This window comes from Campylobacter sp. FU_497 (assembly GCF_025772425.1).
Classification (GTDB): Bacteria; Campylobacterota; Campylobacteria; order Campylobacterales; family Campylobacteraceae; genus Campylobacter_D; species Campylobacter_D lari_C.
This window is the reverse complement of record NZ_JAKMSC010000006.1, coordinates 65789-82271: the sequence shown is the minus strand read 5'-3', so window position 1 is coordinate 82271 and position 16483 is coordinate 65789. Positions and strand designations below refer to the sequence as shown.

Annotated in this window: 19 protein-coding genes; 12 read left to right on the top strand and 7 right to left on the bottom strand. The window is 30.2% G+C overall.

Annotated elements, in window-relative coordinates; all coding sequences use genetic code 11:
- The 4 genes from L8W68_RS04150 to L8W68_RS04135 all read left to right on the top strand — a co-directional run.
- Nucleotides 1-461 (top strand): urease accessory protein UreD (locus tag L8W68_RS04150; protein WP_263675092.1); only part of this gene is annotated, 461 nt, incomplete at its 5' end.
- A 46-nt stretch (nt 462-507) separates the two neighbouring features.
- Nucleotides 508-894, top strand: coding sequence for a preQ(1) synthase (queF, locus tag L8W68_RS04145; RefSeq protein ID WP_039617048.1), 387 nt, complete (start codon nt 508-510; stop codon nt 892-894).
- Nucleotides 895-947: 53 nt separating this feature from the next.
- A complete protein-coding gene (locus tag L8W68_RS04140) occupies nt 948-1589 on the top strand; it encodes a porin family protein (protein ID WP_263675091.1) in 642 nt (213 codons plus the stop codon).
- Between the two features lie 9 nt (nt 1590-1598).
- Nucleotides 1599-1808, top strand: coding sequence for an alkylphosphonate utilization protein (locus L8W68_RS04135; RefSeq protein WP_039617052.1), 210 nt, complete (start codon nt 1599-1601; stop codon nt 1806-1808).
- A gap of 13 nt (nt 1809-1821) precedes the next feature.
- Here L8W68_RS04135 and thyX read toward each other — a convergent pair whose 3' ends face one another.
- Nucleotides 1822-2454 carry an FAD-dependent thymidylate synthase gene (gene thyX, locus L8W68_RS04130; RefSeq protein WP_039617054.1) on the bottom strand — a complete coding sequence of 211 codons (633 nt, stop codon included), beginning with the start codon at nt 2452-2454 and terminating at the stop codon, nt 1822-1824.
- A gap of 100 nt (nt 2455-2554) precedes the next feature.
- On the opposite strand from thyX, the gene L8W68_RS04125 reads away from it, so the two are divergent.
- From L8W68_RS04125 to L8W68_RS04115, 3 genes are all read left to right on the top strand, one after another.
- The gene (locus L8W68_RS04125) at nt 2555-4192 is read left to right on the top strand and encodes a CTP synthase (protein WP_263675090.1); all 1638 of its coding nucleotides are present in this window, start codon (nt 2555-2557) and stop codon (nt 4190-4192) included.
- Nucleotides 4182-5753 (top strand): single-stranded-DNA-specific exonuclease RecJ, encoded by a 1572-nt coding sequence (gene recJ, locus L8W68_RS04120; protein ID WP_263675089.1) that lies wholly within the window; start codon nt 4182-4184, stop codon nt 5751-5753. Before L8W68_RS04125 ends, recJ begins: the two co-directional genes overlap by 11 nt.
- A 68-nt stretch (nt 5754-5821) precedes the next feature.
- Complete coding sequence (locus L8W68_RS04115) at nt 5822-6400, top strand: lytic transglycosylase domain-containing protein (RefSeq protein ID WP_052768346.1); 579 nt, start codon at nt 5822-5824, stop codon at nt 6398-6400.
- Nucleotides 6401-6409: 9 nt separating this feature from the next.
- Here L8W68_RS04115 and prfA read toward each other — a convergent pair whose 3' ends face one another.
- From prfA to rsmA, 5 genes are all read right to left on the bottom strand, one after another.
- Entirely contained in the window at nt 6410-7477 is a 1068-nt protein-coding gene (gene prfA / locus L8W68_RS04110) for a peptide chain release factor 1 (protein ID WP_087699093.1), read from the bottom strand.
- 4 nt (nt 7478-7481) lie between these two features.
- Nucleotides 7482-7745 (bottom strand): 30S ribosomal protein S20, encoded by a 264-nt coding sequence (gene rpsT / locus L8W68_RS04105; RefSeq protein ID WP_039617063.1) that lies wholly within the window; start codon nt 7743-7745, stop codon nt 7482-7484.
- A gap of 89 nt (nt 7746-7834) precedes the next feature.
- Nucleotides 7835-8596: a pseudouridine synthase gene (locus tag L8W68_RS04100; RefSeq protein ID WP_214099280.1), complete on the bottom strand. Its 762-nt coding sequence runs from the start codon at nt 8594-8596 to the stop codon at nt 7835-7837.
- 9 nt (nt 8597-8605) lie between these two features.
- On the bottom strand, nt 8606-10564 hold the full coding sequence (locus tag L8W68_RS04095; protein WP_263683939.1) for a ribonuclease J: 1959 nt from the start codon (nt 10562-10564) through the stop codon (nt 8606-8608).
- A complete protein-coding gene (gene rsmA, locus L8W68_RS04090) occupies nt 10530-11351 on the bottom strand; it encodes a 16S rRNA (adenine(1518)-N(6)/adenine(1519)-N(6))-dimethyltransferase RsmA (protein WP_263675087.1) in 822 nt (273 codons plus the stop codon). Before rsmA ends, L8W68_RS04095 begins: the two co-directional genes overlap by 35 nt.
- Nucleotides 11352-11441: 90 nt before the next feature.
- On the opposite strand from rsmA, the gene L8W68_RS04085 reads away from it, so the two are divergent.
- The 4 genes from L8W68_RS04085 to L8W68_RS04070 are packed head-to-tail and all read left to right on the top strand — an operon-like array spanning nt 11442 to nt 14161.
- Nucleotides 11442-11975 carry a purine-nucleoside phosphorylase gene (locus L8W68_RS04085; RefSeq protein WP_263675086.1) on the top strand — a complete coding sequence of 178 codons (534 nt, stop codon included), beginning with the start codon at nt 11442-11444 and terminating at the stop codon, nt 11973-11975.
- 8 nt (nt 11976-11983) lie between these two features.
- Nucleotides 11984-13054 (top strand): 23S rRNA (adenine(2503)-C(2))-methyltransferase RlmN, encoded by a 1071-nt coding sequence (rlmN, locus tag L8W68_RS04080; protein WP_263675085.1) that lies wholly within the window; start codon nt 11984-11986, stop codon nt 13052-13054.
- On the top strand, nt 13051-13161 hold the full coding sequence (locus tag L8W68_RS04075) for a hypothetical protein (protein ID WP_087699086.1): 111 nt from the start codon (nt 13051-13053) through the stop codon (nt 13159-13161). Before rlmN ends, L8W68_RS04075 begins: the two co-directional genes overlap by 4 nt.
- Nucleotides 13151-14161, top strand: coding sequence for a radical SAM protein (locus L8W68_RS04070; protein ID WP_263675084.1), 1011 nt, complete (start codon nt 13151-13153; stop codon nt 14159-14161). The genes L8W68_RS04075 and L8W68_RS04070 overlap by 11 nt, the downstream gene beginning before the upstream one ends.
- 2 nt (nt 14162-14163) lie before the next feature.
- Here L8W68_RS04070 and L8W68_RS04065 read toward each other — a convergent pair whose 3' ends face one another.
- Nucleotides 14164-15060, bottom strand: coding sequence for an RluA family pseudouridine synthase (locus L8W68_RS04065; protein ID WP_263675083.1), 897 nt, complete (start codon nt 15058-15060; stop codon nt 14164-14166).
- A 79-nt stretch (nt 15061-15139) separates the two neighbouring features.
- Between L8W68_RS04065 and purB the strand changes: the two genes are divergently transcribed.
- On the top strand, nt 15140-16468 hold the full coding sequence (purB, locus tag L8W68_RS04060) for an adenylosuccinate lyase (RefSeq protein ID WP_039625018.1): 1329 nt from the start codon (nt 15140-15142) through the stop codon (nt 16466-16468).
- Nucleotides 16469-16483: the final 15 nt, after the last annotated feature.

The following is a 16483-nucleotide window of genomic DNA, read 5'->3' as shown; positions in this document are numbered from 1 at the left end:
AAGAAAATGCAAGCTTTTTTTATATGCCAAAGCCACTTTTGCTTCAAGAAAATGCAAATTTTATACAAAATACAAAGATCAATCTAGCTTCTTTTTCAAGATTAGTTTATGTTGATTTTGTCATTTTTGGTAGAGTGGCTATGGATGAAAAATTTGCTTTTAAAAATTATGAGAGTTTAACTCAAATTTATAGAAATGATACTTTAATTTTAAATGATAAAATTAAAATCAATCCTTCTTATATGAAAGAAAATGAGTTAAATTTTTTTGCAAATCATACGCATTATTTGAGTATTTATCTTTTTGGATACGATGAGTTTTATGAAGAATTAAAAGCTTTATTTGATGATATAAATCAACTTTTTTATGAGGGTTTGTGTATAAAAATTCTTAGTAATGAAAGCGAAAAATTGCTTTTACTTCAAGATAAGCTTTTTAAATTTTGTCAAAATAAAATATAAAATATTGTGATATTATAAAGTTTTAAAAACAAATTAAGGATTATAAATGCGATATGGTGAAAAAGAAATCAAAGAATTTAGTGTAGAAAATATGGAAGTTTGGCCAAATGATGCTAAAAATGATTATGTGATTAAAATCACTTTGCCTGAATTTATGTGTTGTTGTCCGCGTAGTGGGTATCCTGATTTTGCTACAATTTACTTAGAATACATTCCAAATAAATTAGTAGTAGAACTTAAAGCAATTAAACTTTATATCAATACCTTTATGTATAGAAATGTTTCACATGAAGCAAGTATTAATGAAATTTATAATACTTTAAAAGAAAAACTTGATCCAAAATGGATAAAAGTAGTAGGCGATTTTAACCCTCGTGGTAATGTGCATACTGTGATTGAATGCAGATCTGACTTAGTAGTGCCACAAAATTAAATTTTTATTAAAAATAAAAGGATATATTAAGTCTTATTTTAAAGGAGGAAAATATGAAATTAAAATTATTTAGTTTAGCAGCAAGTGTTGCTTTGGTTTCAAATTTGGCTTTAGCTGATGAAAATTCGGGTTTGCTTTTAGGTATTGATGCAGGATGGTTCCATACTAAGGTAAAATCTGATCTTGATCATACTAAAAATAATAAAAAATTTAATGGTGATTTAGAAGGTGATGTTCCTGTTTTTGGTTTAAGAGTTGGTTATCGTTTTAATGAAAACCATAGAATTTATGGTGCTTATAATTATTCAAGTGAATTTAGTGATGTAATCAATACCACAAGTTTTAAAATTGATGGAGAATTTACTACACATAAGTTTTTGCTTGGTTATGATTTTACTCCAAAAATCTTTGAAAAAACAAGAGCAGTTTTAGGTGTATATGGTGGTTATGCAAGAACGGATATGACTTTAAAAACAAGTATATTATCATTATCTCAAGACTTTGATGGTTATACTTATGGGGCAAAAATCGGTGCTTTATATGAGTTAAATCAAGCAAATGAAATTGAGTTTGGTTTTAAAGCCGAGCAAACTCATTACAATACAAGAAATTTCAGCACTGCTAATTCATCAAACTTTTATGATCCTAAACAAACAAATTATGGTTTATATCTAGGATATACTTATAAATTCTAAGGAGAATATATGCCAAAAGATGCAAATGGAACTGAGCTTAATGCAGGTGATAGTGTAAGTGTTGTGAAAGATTTGAAAGTAAAAGGTGCAAGCACTACTTTAAAGCGTGGTACGACTATAAAAAACATTAAACTTACAAACAAAGACACCGAAATTGAAGCTAAGGTAGATAAATTTGGTGTGATTGTTTTAAAAACTGAATTTCTTAAAAAAATATAGTAAAAATTCCCAATCAATCTTGGGAATTTTCTTCTTGATAAACACAATGTTTAAAAATAAATTGATGTTCCTCAGGCAAGTTTTCAAATAAAGCATTTGCGAGTTGTCTTATCTCCCAAAGGGCTGATTTTGAGCTTCTTAGAGTGATAAAATTTTGCAAACTTCTTGCATTAATCGTTAAAGTTAATTCTGTTTTATAGCTTTCTGGTAAGCAGTATTTTGCTATGTCTAAACTAATGCTATTTTGCAAAATCAAACGCAGATTTTCTAAAGCTTTGATACTTGCATTATCTACCACTTCATTTCCGGTTAATACCAAGTATCTTTTAGCATTTTCAAAGTCATTTTCTTTAAATTCACTTTCATTTCTTAGTTCTTTTAAAGTATATCTTGTGCTTTTTACGCTAGGACTAGTGTGGCGGTGTCTTGCAACTTCTTGTAAGCATGCTCTTGAAATACCTTGTATATAAAAAGTATAGTTTAAATGCTCTAAGGTTGAAGCATGTTTGAATTTATTTCCCACACGATCGATTAATTCTTTGTCTTTCTCACCACCACAATCGCCTTTGTCAAAACTTTGCCAACATGTTCTTGTTGCATGAGAGCATACAGAAAGTGGAGTATGATTTAATAATGTGATTTTCATCGAAAATTTCCTTCAAAAATAATTGAATTTTACACAAATGTTTATAAAAATAAAATTTTTTATTCGTTATAATTTCAAAAAAAGAAATTAAGGTTATTTTATGAAATTAAAACAAACTAAGTATATTTTTGTAACCGGTGGTGTTTTAAGCTCATTAGGAAAAGGCATAGCAGCAGCTTCTATAGCTACGATTTTAAAAAATTCAGGTTTAAAAGTAAGTATTTTAAAAGCAGATCCTTATATTAATGTAGATCCTGGTACGATGAGTCCTTTAGAGCATGGAGAAGTTTTTGTAACTGAAGATGGAGCTGAGACAGATTTAGACTTAGGACATTATGAGAGATTTTTAAATGAGAGCTTATCTCAGGATAATAACTTCACAACAGGTAGAGTTTATCAAAGTGTTATAGAAAAAGAAAGAAGAGGAGATTATTTAGGAAAAACCATACAAGTAATCCCTCATATAGTTGATGAGATAAAAGATCGCATTAAAAAAGCCGGAGTTGATAAAGATATTTTAATCGTTGAAATAGGTGGTACAGTAGGAGATATAGAAGGCTTGCCATTTTTAGAAGCCATTAGAGCTTTAAAGCTTGAAGTGGGTAAATACAATGCTATTAATATTCACTTAACTTTAGTGCCATTTATCAAAGCAGCAGGAGAGCTTAAAACAAAACCAACTCAACATAGTGTGGGAGAATTACGCCGTATAGGTATAAGCCCTGATATGATTATTTGCAGAAGTGAAAAATCTTTAGATAGAGAGTTAAAAGACAAAATCGCAATTTCATGTGGAGTTGAAAAAAATTGTGTTATAGAAAGTGTAGACGCAGCTAGTATTTATCAAATTCCACTAAATTTCTTAAAACAAGATATTTTAAATTCTATTGCAAGTTTATTAGATCTTCAAAATTTAAAGCCAAATATGAACGAATGGGATTCTTTGGTAAAAAGGGTCATCGCTCCAAGTAATGAACTTAGCATTGCTTTTGTAGGAAAATATGTAGATTTAAAAGAAAGTTATAAAAGCTTAACAGAGGCCATTATCCATGCAGGTGCAGCACTTGATGCGAGAGTAAATTTAAAATGGATTGATAGTGAAAAATTAGAAAATGCAAATGTTGAAGAAAGCTTTAAAGATGTAAGTGGGATTTTAGTAGCAGGTGGTTTTGGTTATCGTGGAGTAGAAGGAAAAATCAAAGCCATACAATATGCAAGAGAAAATAAAATTCCATTTTTAGGAATTTGTTTGGGTATGCAGCTTTCTTTAGTGGAATTTGCACGCAATGTTTTAAAACTAGAAGATGCAAATTCTCATGAATTTAATCCAAATTGTAAAAATCCTATCATCTTTTTGATTGATGAATTTATTGACGCAAGTGGAGAAAAGCAAATTAGAACAAGTAAAACTCCACTTGGTGGAACTATGCGTCTTGGAGCTTATGAGTGTCATATCAAGCCAAATACACTTTTAAGCAAGGTTTATAATAATCAAAAAAGCGTAAAAGAACGCCACCGCCACCGCTATGAAGCAAATCCAAAATACAAAGAAATGTTTGAGAAAAATGGGCTTATTATAAGCGGGGAAAATGAAGGTTTAGTTGAGGCTGTAGAGCTTAAAGATCATCCATTTTTCTTAGCAGTGCAGTTTCACCCTGAATTTACTTCACGCTTAGTTAGGGTTAATCCGGCTATTTTTTCTTTTATCAAGGCATCTTTAACAAATCATGCTAAATAAAGTCAAAATAAAAGAAATTTTACACCAGCGTTTTATCAATGATACGCATGTAAAGCTTTGTGATTTACCTATGCCATCTTGTTTAAAAGATGTCTATAAAGGTGCTTTACGTATTAAAGAAGCGATTGAAAAAAATCAAAAGCTTGCTATTGTTGGGGATTATGATGTAGATGGGGTGATTTCTTGTGTGATTTTATCTGAATTTTTTGATGATATCGGATATGACTATGTGGTAAAAATTCCAAATCGTTTTAAAGATGGATATGGTCTAAATGAAGAAATCATCAATGAACTTGATGGAGTAGATTTAATCATCACTGTAGATAATGGTATAGCAGCTTTTGATGCAGCAGAGCTTTGTTTACAAAAAGGAATTGATTTAATCATTACCGATCATCATATGCCTCCAGCTACTTTACCAAAAGCTTATGCGATCATTAATCCTAAACAACAAGATTGTGAATTTCCTGATATTGAAATTTGTGGTGCTCAAGTGGCTTGGTATTTAGTCGCTGCTATAAAAGAAGTATGTAAGATTAATTATAATATGTGTAAATTTATAGAGCTTTTATCAATTGCAATTATTGCAGATATGATGGAGCTTAGAGATTTAAACAGAGCCTTAGTTAGAAAAGGTATAGAGTGTATTAATGATTCAAAACGAGTTGCATTTAAAGCGATTAAGCAGTATTTTGGTAAGGATAAATTTGAGCTTGATAATATTAGCTTTTTAATCGCACCTTTGATTAATAGTGCAGGCAGAATGGATGATGCAATTATTTCTTATAAATTTTTACATTCTAAAAATATTGATGAAGTTATGGGGTATTTAGAGCAAATCATTGCTTATAATAATAGCCGTAAAGATGAAGAACGCGAGCTTTTTAAGCAGTGTTTAGAACAAGTTGATGAAAATGATCCTGTGATTATTGTCAATGGTCAAAACTGGCATGAGGGTGTTTTGGGTATAGTTGCAAGTCGCTTAGCAAAGCATTTTAACAAACCTGCCTTTGTTTTTTCAGAATGTGATCAAAAGGCTAAAGCTAGTGTTAGAAGTGTAGGTAGGATAGATATTTTAAATATTATAGAGCAAGTTAAAGACTTTGTTTTAAGCTATGGTGGGCATAAAGGTGCAGCTGGAGTTTTGGTAGAGCTTGAAAAATTTGGTGTTTTTAAAAGTAAGCTTTATGAAATTTGTCAAAATATCCCTAAAGATGATTTTTACAATGCTGATGAGGTTTTGGGTAGTATTGACCCAAATGAAGTTGATTTTGAACTTTTAGAGATATTAGAATTTTTTGAACCTTTCGGACATAAAAACCCAAGACCTTATTTTAAATTTGATAAGCTTTTTGTAAAAAATAAAAGAAGACTTGGTAAAGATGAAAATCATATAAAACTTATTCTAACACAAGGAAATAAGACTTTAGAAGCTTTATTTTTTAACTTTGACTATGAACCAGAAATTGGGGAAAATATCAACTTTATAGCTAGTGTTTCCAAAAATAATTTTAGAGGATTAATCACGCCTCAACTTACTATCAAAGAAATTCTTAGATAATTTATTAACTTATTTACATATTTTTTATTTATAAATTTGCTATAGCATAAGTAATATAAAGGAGTAAAATGTTAAAAAGGATTTTATTATTAGTAGTATTTTTTAATTTTACTTTTGCCTTTGATACAAAAATTTTTATAGGTGATACTTATATACCTGAAAATTTTTATAAGTATGACAAAGACTTTAAAGCTGCAGCTAGAAAATACAACATACCTATGGCTTTACTTAAGGCTATAGCTTTAACAGAAAATGCTGCATATAAGCATAATATCATAGGTAAAAATAAAAATCAAACAAGAGATTATGGTTTAATGCAAATTAATAGTATTCATTTAAAACGCTACAAAATTGCCGAAAAAGAGATTGTAAAATCTAGTGTAAATATCGACACAGCAGCAAGATTGCTTCATGAGATTATACAAAAGCATGGTTTTAGTTGGAATGCCATTGGAAGATACCATTCAGCAAATGATAAATATAAAAATATTTGGCTTGATAAAGTAATGAAAAATTTAGTTGCTATAGTCTTAAAAGATAGCAAAGATCTTTTTGTAATGGAAAAATTTAGAGCTTTTAAACTCGCTTCTCTTTTGATGAATGTAGATAAAGAACAATATAGAGTTTTGCTAGCAAGCAATAATTAAAACAAGAAATTATAAATTTTCTTGTTTTAAAGCTTCTGCTTGATAATAAGCGATTAATGGCTCGATGATCTCATCAAAAAGCCCACCTTCTAAAATCGCATCAAGTCTATATAAAGTAAGATTTATTCTATGATCACTAATTCTATTTTGAGGGAAATTGTAAGTGCGTATGCGTTCGCTTCTATCGCCACTTCCAACTTGTGATTTTCTTGCCTCGCTTTCTTTAGCTAAGCGTTCTTGTTCTTGCATTTCAAAAAGTCTTGCTTTTAAGACTTTCATGGCGCTTTCTTTGTTTTTATGTTGGCTTTTACCATCTTGATTTACTACAACTATACCTGTTGGAATATGAGTGATTCTCACAGCACTATCTGTGGTATTTACGCTTTGTCCACCATGACCGCTACTACGCATTACATCGATTTTTAAATCATTTGGATTGATTTGAATTTCAACATCATCAACTTCAGGCATAATAGCCACTGTAATAGCTGAAGTATGAACTCTACCTTGAGATTCTGTTTCAGGCACTCTTTGAACCCTATGCGTACCACCTTCGTATTTTAGCCTTGAATAAGCTCCATTTCCTTTGATAAGAATGATAATTTCTTTAAATCCTCCTACGCTACCTTCACTTGAGCTTACGATTTCGTATTTATAATCACGATTTTCAGCATAGCGTATATAAGCTTTTACTAAGTCCCCAACAAATAAAGAAGCTTCATCGCCACCTGTGCCTGCACGAATTTCTAAAAAAATATTTTTATCATCGTTTGGATCTTTAGGTAGTAAAAGAATTTTTAATTCTTCTTCAAGTTGTGGCTTTAAAGCTTCGAGATTTTTAAGTTCTTCTTTTGCAAGTTCCCCTAGTTCAGGATCAGATAAAAGAAGTTTATTCTCTTCTATATCATCTAAGGTTTTGAGGTATTCTTTTGCTTTTTCTACTATGGGTTCTAAATTTTTTTGCTCTTTAGATAGAGCTGTCATTTTAGAAATATCATTAGAGATATTAACATCGCTAAGAAGAGTGTTTAACTCATCAAAGCGTGCTAAAAAAGGTTTGAGTTTATCAGCTAACATTAAATTATGCTAATTTATTTACCAATAATGCTAATCTGCTAACACGGCGTGATGCAGTTTGTTTTTTTAAAAATCCACGACTTACCATAGCGTGAATGCTTTTATTAGCTACTTTTAATGCATTTTGTGCAGCTTCTTTATCGTTATTTGCTGCTGCTTCGCGAACCGCTTTTGTAATGTTTTTTAATCTTGTTCTATAAAATCTATTTCTTTCAGTTCTTTTGATAGTTTGTCTTGCTCTTTTTTCAGCAGATTTATGGTTTGCCATAATTTTCCTTTTTTATATAAATTAAATTGCTAATTATACAAAATTAAAATTAAATTTTAATTAATTTAAGTATTTTTAAAGTATTAATTTTAATACCTAATATCATTTGTTTTTAAAAAATCACGTAGTTTTTCATACTCGCCATTTTCTAGATAACGATATTTGCCAGCTTTTAACATACCAAGATCTAATGCTCCAAAAGCTACTCTTTTAAGATCCATCACTTCTAAATCAAAATGTCCAAAAAAGCGTCTTAGCTCTCTATTTTTACCTTCATTAATGATTACTTTTAGCTTCGTATAGCCTCCGCTTGAGCCAAAAATTTCAAAGCCTAAAAATGGAGCAAAACTCATTGAGGTTATTTTAGTTTTAGCGTGAGCCCCTTTTTTTTCATTTTGAATTTCTAAGCCATTTTGCATAGCTTCGATAACATTTTTATCTATATTACCTTTTACTTTTAAGTAATATTCTCTTTCTAAATCACTATGCATAAGCGCATCTGCTATCACAGGTGAATCAGTTAATAAAAGTAATCCCTCGCTTGCAAAGTCAAGCCTTCCTACGCTAAGCCAAGTGCTAAATTGTTTCGGCAGGGTATGATAGATGGTTTTTCTACCTCTATCATCTTTTTTACTAACTATTTCACCTTTTTGTTTATGATAAATGATGACTGAAAATTGTGTTTTTTTATGGAGTTTTTTACCATTGATAAAAACTTTATCTTCAGCATTTACACTATCACTTAGCAAGGCTGTTTTTTTATTGATTTTTACTAAGCCTTGCTTGATTAGCTCATCAGCCTCACGGCGAGAATATTTGCTATTGTGTGAGATGAATTTATTAATTCTCATAATTTTACTTTACATCACAAAAATAGTTGGTACTATAGTCGGATATTTTTTGATTTTTCTAAAAATATGCTTTCTTAGTACTTGTCTAATTTGAGCTTCTAAAACTTTTGGATTATCTAAAATTTCATCTTTTACATTTGGGAAAAATTGACTTAAAACATCACTCATTTCTTTTGAGAATGCTCCATCTTGTTTATCAGCTACCAAGCCATAACTAAATACTCTTGGTTTATTAATAAGAGTTTTACTTGCTTTATCAAGCTGGGCGATGATGACAACTATGCCACTATCTGCTAGTTTTTGTCTATCGATTACCACATCATCTGCGATTTGTTTGTTGATTTGATTATCCACAAAGACTTTTCCTGTTTTAACTGTTTTTACGCGTTTGATGTATTTTTGGCAAAGCTCTACTTGATCCCCATCACTCATTAAGTAGATGTTTCTTTCAGGTATGCCACATTTTAGAGCGGTTTCTTTGTGTTTATTGATATGATTATACTCTCCATGCACTGGTAAGAAAAATTTAGGTTTTACTAAAGTTAGCATGAGTTTTTGTTCTTCTATACTAGCATGTCCGCTTACATGAATTTCACTAAATTCTTGATAAGCTACTTTAGCTCCTGCTTTTAAAAGAAAATCAAGCACAGCAGAAACATTTGCTTCATTACCTGGTATTGCTTTAGCTGAAATGATAACTTGATCGCTAGGTTTGATTTTGATAAATTTATGCTCATCAGTTGCCATTCTATATAAAGCACTCATAGTCTCGCCTTGACTTCCTGTAGTGACAATTAGTACTTCATTATCTTTATATTTGCTTACTTCATCAGCGTCAATGAAAATTTTTCTATCAAGCTTAATATAGCCAAGTTCCATAGTGGTATAGAGATTTCTTTCCATAGAACGTCCTATAACACATACTTTTCTGCCGTATTTTAAACCATAACTAATAGCTTGATATACGCGGTGGATATTAGAGCTAAAGGTGCTCATGATTACCCTGCCTTTAGTTTTGGCAAAAATTTGATCAAAAGTAGGTCCTACAGAGCTTTCGCTTTTTGTATAGCCTTCTTTATATGAGTTTGTACTATCACTTAAAAGGCAAAGCACACCTTCTTCGCCATATTGAGCTAAACGACTTAAATCCGTTGGATAACCATCAATTGGTGTTTGATCTATTTTAAAATCGCCAGTGTGTATGATGGTTCCTGCTTTAGTTTTAATAGCCAAAGCACAAGCATCGATGATAGAGTGGGTTATGTGAATCCATTCTAAATTAAATTCACCTATTTCATAAATTTGTCTTTTTGTTATAGGTCTAAACCATTTACGCTCAGCCTTTAAACCATGTTCTTCAAATTTATTTGAAATCATACCTAGTGCTAAAGGTGTTGCGTAGATAGGAAATTGAAATTCTTTGAAAAAATACGGTACAGCACCGATATGATCTTCATGAGCATGAGTGATGATGATAGCGCGAATTTTATTTTTAATCTTTCTTACATAGTCAAAATCAGGTATGATAATATCTACTCCATGCATGGTTCCATCTGGAAAACTCATACCTATATCAACGATAATCGCATCGTTGTTGGTTTCAAAAACAGTGATATTTCCACCGATTTCCCCAAGCCCACCCAAAGGTGTAATACGAATTTTATGTTCGCTTGAGTTGTTGTGTTTTAAAGGGTGAAGTCTTAGCTCGTGCATGATTTTATTAGCTTCTATGCTTTTAGCAAGTTCTATTTGCCATTCTTCATTACCACTTAATTTAGAAGGTAAATTTCTATTTTTTTTCTTTTTCTTTTTTTCTTCGCTAGCTTCAGTTTGAGTATTTTCTACTTTTGTTTCGTTTTTAATTTCACTATTTTGCTCTTGATTTTGTGAATCTTTTTTTCTTTTGTTTTTGAATTTATTAAATCTTTTAGTTTTATTTTGCTCTTGAGTTTTGTTTTCTTCGCTCATAGTCATCCTTTAAATGGTCATAAATTTTAAGGTATGAATCAACGCTAATTTCATGAGCTCTTGAGGTAGAAGAGATATCTAGTGCTTCAAATGCTTTTAAAATTTTTTCTTTTTTATTTTTAAAATTAGATAAGAGTTGTTTTCTAGGATTTTGAAAACAAGCTCTAAGAAATTCTTTAAAAGCTTCTATATTTTCACATTTTTGCTGATAATGAATAGTCTTTATTAACTTCATTACAGCTGAAGTAACTTTTGGTGGAGGATTAAAGCTTTGTGGTTGTATATCAAAAAGCATTTGTCTTTGGCATATCAATGCACAAAGCACCCCTAAAGCCGAAAAATTACTTTCTTTTTCATTTGCACAAAATTTCTGTGCTACTTCTTTTTGCACCATTACTATAAGCCCAAGACAATTTTGATCTTCTAGGGCTTTTAAAATCAAATTTGTAGCAATATAATATGGTAAATTTGCTACCAAAAAGTACTCTTTATCGCTTAAACTTCCTTGAACAAAAGCATCGCTTGCATTTTGATGAATAAGCTCAAAATTTCCACCTTCAATCTCATTTTGAAATTTTTTATTTAAAATAGGAATCAAATCTTTATCAATCTCATAAGCTCTAATATGAGCTTGTGGGATTTTCAAAAGTTCTTGCGTTAAATCACCTAAGCCAGGCCCAATCTCAACTATATTTTTAGTATCTTTGGGTATGGCTTGGATGATTTTATCTACCACGCTTTTATCACATAAAAAATTTTGCCCAAAATGTTTTTTTGCTTTTATCATAAATTTATTCTATCTAAAAAATATTAATTATAGCATTATTTTAAGCGCTAATTAGATAAAATTTGAATTATTTTTTATAAAGGTTAATTTTTGAAAAATCTTATAGTATGTGCAGGAGGAAATGAGGATTTTAAATTTGCACAAAGTATAGGCATAGGTTTGGTTAATTCTGCTTTTTCTCTAGGTAAAATTTTAAGTCAAGTAAAAGTAGATAGAGTGATTTTTATAGGCACATGTGGAATTTACCAAGAAGGAAAAATTTTAGACATTTATGAAAGTTCTAACGCAGCGAATTTAGAATACGCTGATTTATTTGATAGTTTTTATACGCCTATAGCAAATGAGATTAGATTAAATGTTTCACATGAAACTATGATTAATTCTTCAAATTATATTTGTAAAGATGAAAATATCGCCCAAGAATTTTTTAAAAAGGGTGTGCATATAGAAAATATGGAAGCATATGCAGTGCTTTCTTGCGCAAAAATGCAAGAGATAGAAGGAATTTGTTATTTATGTGCGACAAATTTTTGTAATGAATTTGCACATGAGGATTTTTTAAAAAACCATCAAAAGGCAAAAGAATTATTAAAAGATTTTTTGTTAGATAAAAAACTTATATAGGAAAAAAATTGAGTGAATTAAAAAATATATTAGACCTTACTAAAGAAGAATTAGAAAATTTAGTCCAGCCAAAATTTAGAGCAAAGCAAATTTTTGAATGGGTATATAAAAAATATGCAGATGATTTTTTACAAATGTCATCTTTGCCAAAAGACTTTAGAGCGCACTTGCAAGAAAATTTTCATTTTTCACCTTTAAAATGTGTGAAAGATGAAAAAAGCAAAGACGGGAGCATAAAATATCTTTTTGAACTTTTAGATGGTAAAAAAATAGAAGCTGTTTTGCTACCAATGAAAGAAGAGCTTGTAGATGAAAATGGAAAAATCATCAAACATGCAAGATATACCATTTGTGTTTCCTCTCAAGTGGGGTGTAAAAGCGGGTGCAGTTTTTGTCTGACTGCTAAAGGCGGTTTGAAAAGAAATTTGACTGCAGGAGAAATAGTAGGACAAATTTTATGGATCAAAAAACATAATCACATTCCTTATGAAAGAAGGGTTAACATAGTCTATATGGGCATGGGAGAACCTTTGGATAATCTCAAAAATGTTTCTAAGGCAGTTAAAATTTTAGCAGATAATGATGCTTTGGCAATAAGCCCTAGAAGACAAACTATAAGTACAAGTGGTTTAGCAAAGCAAATTAAAGAGCTTGGAGAAATGAATTTGGGTGTACTTTTGGCTATTTCACTCCATGCGGTTAATGATGAACTTAGAAGTGAATTAATGCCTATTAATAAAGCTTATAATATAGCAAGCATTATGGAAGCAGTGAGAAATTTTCCTATAGATCAGCGTAAAAGAGTAATGTTTGAGTACCTTTTAATTGATGGGATAAATGATAAAATAGAACATGCAAAAGAATTAGTCAAACTTTTAAATGGTATAAAAGCTAAAGTAAATTTAATACTTTTTAATCCACACGAAGGAAGTTTATATAAAAGACCAAGTGTTGAAAATGCAGTTAAATTTCAAGATTATTTAAGTGCAAAAGGTGTTACTTGTACGATAAGAGAAAGTAAAGGACTTGATATTTCAGCTGCATGCGGACAGCTTAAAGAAAGGCAGAGTAAACAATGACTTTTTTAGATATAGCACAACTTATTTTTATAAGCATAGTGGTGATCATAGGACTTGGTGGGATTATTTATGTATTAAAAAATGAAGGGAAAAATAATGATAGATAAAAAACAATTATTAGAAAACCAATTATTTCAAAATAGATATATAAAACCAAATATTTCTTGGTATTTTTCTCATTTAAATGGTAAAAGAGGAATTGCTAGAATTTTTAAAGTTCCTTATGCTGCTTTGATGAAAAAATTTTATTTGAAAAAATACTTCGAAAAGAGGGTTTTAGAAGGTAAGGTGGATATTCCTTATTTAGAATTAGTTTTAACTACAAGATGTACTTTGCGTTGTGAATCATGTAATAATTTAATGCAATATTTTTCACCATCAAATCAATATGCTTGTACTTTAGAGGGCATTATAGAATCATTAGAGTTACTTTTATCTAAGGTAGATTCTATCGCAAGGGTTAGAATCATAGGTGGAGAGCCTTTGTTATTTAAAGATTTACCACAATTGATTGATTATTTAGATACTCAAAAGAAAATACTAACTTTTGATATTTTAACTAATGCAACAATAGACTTTAAAGAAGATTTGATTTTGAGATTTAAAAAATCAAAAAAAGCAAGAAAAATAAGTATTTCAGATTATAGAAAATCACCAAATTTAAAAATACCTTTAAAACAAGAGAGTATTTTGAGTAAGCTTAAGAAAAATAATATAGCGTTTTCTTATAATACAATAGATTATTGGTATGATATAGATAAAATTTACAAGCGCGGTAGAAGCAAAGAAGATATAATTAAAAATTATTATAATTGTCAAATGTCATGTGTAAGTTTGATGACATCTGAGGGCTTAGAAAATAAACAATTAGCACCTAAAGGAGCTATTTTTGTTTGCCCTATATCAAGTTCTTTATCGCGTTTAAAAGGACTTGAAGAATTTAATGGCGATTTTTTAAATTTAGAGGATTCTAAAGAAAGATTTTTTGAATTTTATTCTCAAGATTTTTATAAATCTTGTGATTATTGTAGAGATTTTAGTCAGCCTATCAAAAAAATTCCAATTGCAATCCAAACTGATAAAGTTTTAAAGTTAGAAAAAGATTAATATTAATTTTTCAAAAACTCATCTTTTATATCTTTTTGAGATTGTATCAAAAATTTTTGATTTTTATATGTAAATTCTAAGCTAAAAGAGTGCAAAAGTAGTCTTTTAGCACCTGTGATTTGAGCTCTTTCGATATCGCTCATTTTTCCATCTAATATTTGCTCAATTTGTGTTTTTTCTAAACCATATAAAGGTTCACCTAAAATTTTATGTTTCACATGAAACAAATGTAGTCTTATTTGGTGTTGTCTGCCTGTTAGAGGTTTAGCTAAAACTAAACTGGCATCTAAATTTTCAAAATATTCTAAAGTATAAAATTGCGTTAAAGCTTCTTTACCATTTTCACAAATATGCATTCTAGTTTTTACTGCATCATAGTCTTTAGCCAAATCCATGCTTTTATCTACTATAAATTCTTTTTTAGTTTTTCCTTTTACTAGAGCAAGATAGTTTTTTTGCACTAATCTTTTTTCAAACATGGTTTTTAACTCAATTTGTGCATTTTTATGTTTAGCTATGAGTAAAAGTCCGCTTGTTTCTTTATCTAGTCTATGAGCCACGCAAGCTTTTTCACCCCATAAATGCCAAATTTCATCACAAAGACTATAAGTACAATTGCGTCCATTAGGATGAGTTAGCACCCCGCTTGGTTTTTCTACTACAGCAAAATCTTCATTTTCAAAAACTATTTCTAATCCTTTGGGATTATTTTCATATACGATTAATTCCACTAAGCCATCTAAAAATTTGTTTTTTTCTTCTACCAAATTTCCATTACAAAATAGTCTTTTTTTATCAATGAGTTTTTGTGCTTCACGCATAGAAATTTTCAACTCATCCATAAGTAGTCTAAATGCCTTTTTTCCATTATTTGCTAGTTTCTTTTTTATATATGCCATTTAATAACTTTCTTAGGTAATTTATAATAAAATTCAAGCTATTTTTTCATAAAAAATTATATAAAAAAAGGTCTTGAAAATGGTTGAAAGATATAGTAGAGAAATCATGGCTAAAAAATGGGACATGCAAGCAAAATATGACGCATGGTTAAAAGTAGAATTAGCTGCTGTGAAAGCGTGGAATAAACTTGGTCTTATTAAAGATGATGATTGTGAAAAAATTATAAAAAATGCAAAATTTGATATAGCAAGAATAGATGAAATAGAAAAAACTACCAAACATGATGTTATCGCTTTTTTAACTAGTGTAAGTGAAAGTTTGGGCGAGGAAAGTCGTTTTGTACATTATGCAATGACAAGTTCAGATTGTATTGATACTGCAGTTGCTTTGCAGATTAAAGATAGTTTAGAACTAATCTTGCAAGATTTAGATCAAGTTTTAGCAGCGATTAAAACAAGAGCATATGAGCATAAAAATACCTTAATGGTAGGAAGAAGTCATGGAATTCATGGAGAGCCTATAACTTTTGGCTTAGTCTTGGCTATTTGGTATGATTCACTAGTTCATGCAAAAGATTTAATCATTCATGCAAAAGAAGTGATTAGCTATGGAAAAATTAGCGGTGCTATGGGGAATTTTGCTCATGCTCCGCTTGAATTTGAAGAAGAAGTTTGTAAAAACTTAGATCTTAAGCCAGCGCCAGTTTCAAACCAAGTTATACAAAGAGATCGCTACGCACAAGTTATCTCAGCTTTAGCTATTCTAGCTTCAAGTTGTGAGCAAATTGCTGTTGCTATCCGCCATTTTCAAAGAACAGAAGTATATGAAGCTGAAGAATATTTTTCTCAAGGACAAAAAGGAAGCTCAGCTATGCCTCATAAAAGAAATCCTGTTTTGAGTGAAAATATCACTGGTCTTTGCAGGATGATAAGAGCTTATGTAACACCTGCTTTGGAAAATGTAGCATTGTGGCATGAAAGAGATATATCACATTCTAGCGTAGAAAGATTTGTATTACCTGATGCTTTTATCACGACTGATTTTATGCTTTCAAGATTATGTGGTGTGATAGAAAAGCTTTTGGTATATCCAGAAAATATGATGAAAAATTTAAATTTAACCGGAGGACTTGTATTCTCTCAAAGAGTGTTGCTTGAACTTCCATTTAAAGGTATAAGCAGAGAAGAAGCTTATAAAATCGTTCAAAGAAATGCTATGAAAGTTTGGGCTGATTTGCAAAATGGTAAGCCTGCTTTAAATGAAAAAGGCGAGAGTTTGTTTTTGCTGGCTTTATTAGCTGATGAGGATTTGAAAAAATCTTTAAGTGAAGCAGATATTAGAAATTGTTTTGATTATAACTACTATACAAAAAATGTAGATAAAATTTTTGAAAGAACATTTAAATAATAAACTAGGGGTTGT

Coding starts and splice junctions, on each gene's coding strand:
- queF (WP_039617048.1), top strand. CDS start 508: ATGCGATATGGTGAAAAAGAAATCAAAGAATTTAGTGTAGAAAATATG.
- L8W68_RS04140 (WP_263675091.1), top strand. CDS start 948: ATGAAATTAAAATTATTTAGTTTAGCAGCAAGTGTTGCTTTGGTTTCA.
- L8W68_RS04135 (WP_039617052.1), top strand. CDS start 1,599: ATGCCAAAAGATGCAAATGGAACTGAGCTTAATGCAGGTGATAGTGTA.
- thyX (WP_039617054.1), bottom strand. CDS start 2,454: ATGAAAATCACATTATTAAATCATACTCCACTTTCTGTATGCTCTCAT.
- L8W68_RS04125 (WP_263675090.1), top strand. CDS start 2,555: ATGAAATTAAAACAAACTAAGTATATTTTTGTAACCGGTGGTGTTTTA.
- recJ (WP_263675089.1), top strand. CDS start 4,182: ATGCTAAATAAAGTCAAAATAAAAGAAATTTTACACCAGCGTTTTATC.
- L8W68_RS04115 (WP_052768346.1), top strand. CDS start 5,822: ATGTTAAAAAGGATTTTATTATTAGTAGTATTTTTTAATTTTACTTTT.
- prfA (WP_087699093.1), bottom strand. CDS start 7,477: ATGTTAGCTGATAAACTCAAACCTTTTTTAGCACGCTTTGATGAGTTA.
- rpsT (WP_039617063.1), bottom strand. CDS start 7,745: ATGGCAAACCATAAATCTGCTGAAAAAAGAGCAAGACAAACTATCAAA.
- L8W68_RS04100 (WP_214099280.1), bottom strand. CDS start 8,596: ATGAGAATTAATAAATTCATCTCACACAATAGCAAATATTCTCGCCGT.
- L8W68_RS04095 (WP_263683939.1), bottom strand. CDS start 10,564: ATGAGCGAAGAAAACAAAACTCAAGAGCAAAATAAAACTAAAAGATTT.
- rsmA (WP_263675087.1), bottom strand. CDS start 11,351: ATGATAAAAGCAAAAAAACATTTTGGGCAAAATTTTTTATGTGATAAA.
- L8W68_RS04075 (WP_087699086.1), top strand. CDS start 13,051: ATGACTTTTTTAGATATAGCACAACTTATTTTTATAAGCATAGTGGTG.
- L8W68_RS04070 (WP_263675084.1), top strand. CDS start 13,151: ATGATAGATAAAAAACAATTATTAGAAAACCAATTATTTCAAAATAGA.
- L8W68_RS04065 (WP_263675083.1), bottom strand. CDS start 15,060: ATGGCATATATAAAAAAGAAACTAGCAAATAATGGAAAAAAGGCATTT.
- purB (WP_039625018.1), top strand. CDS start 15,140: ATGGTTGAAAGATATAGTAGAGAAATCATGGCTAAAAAATGGGACATG.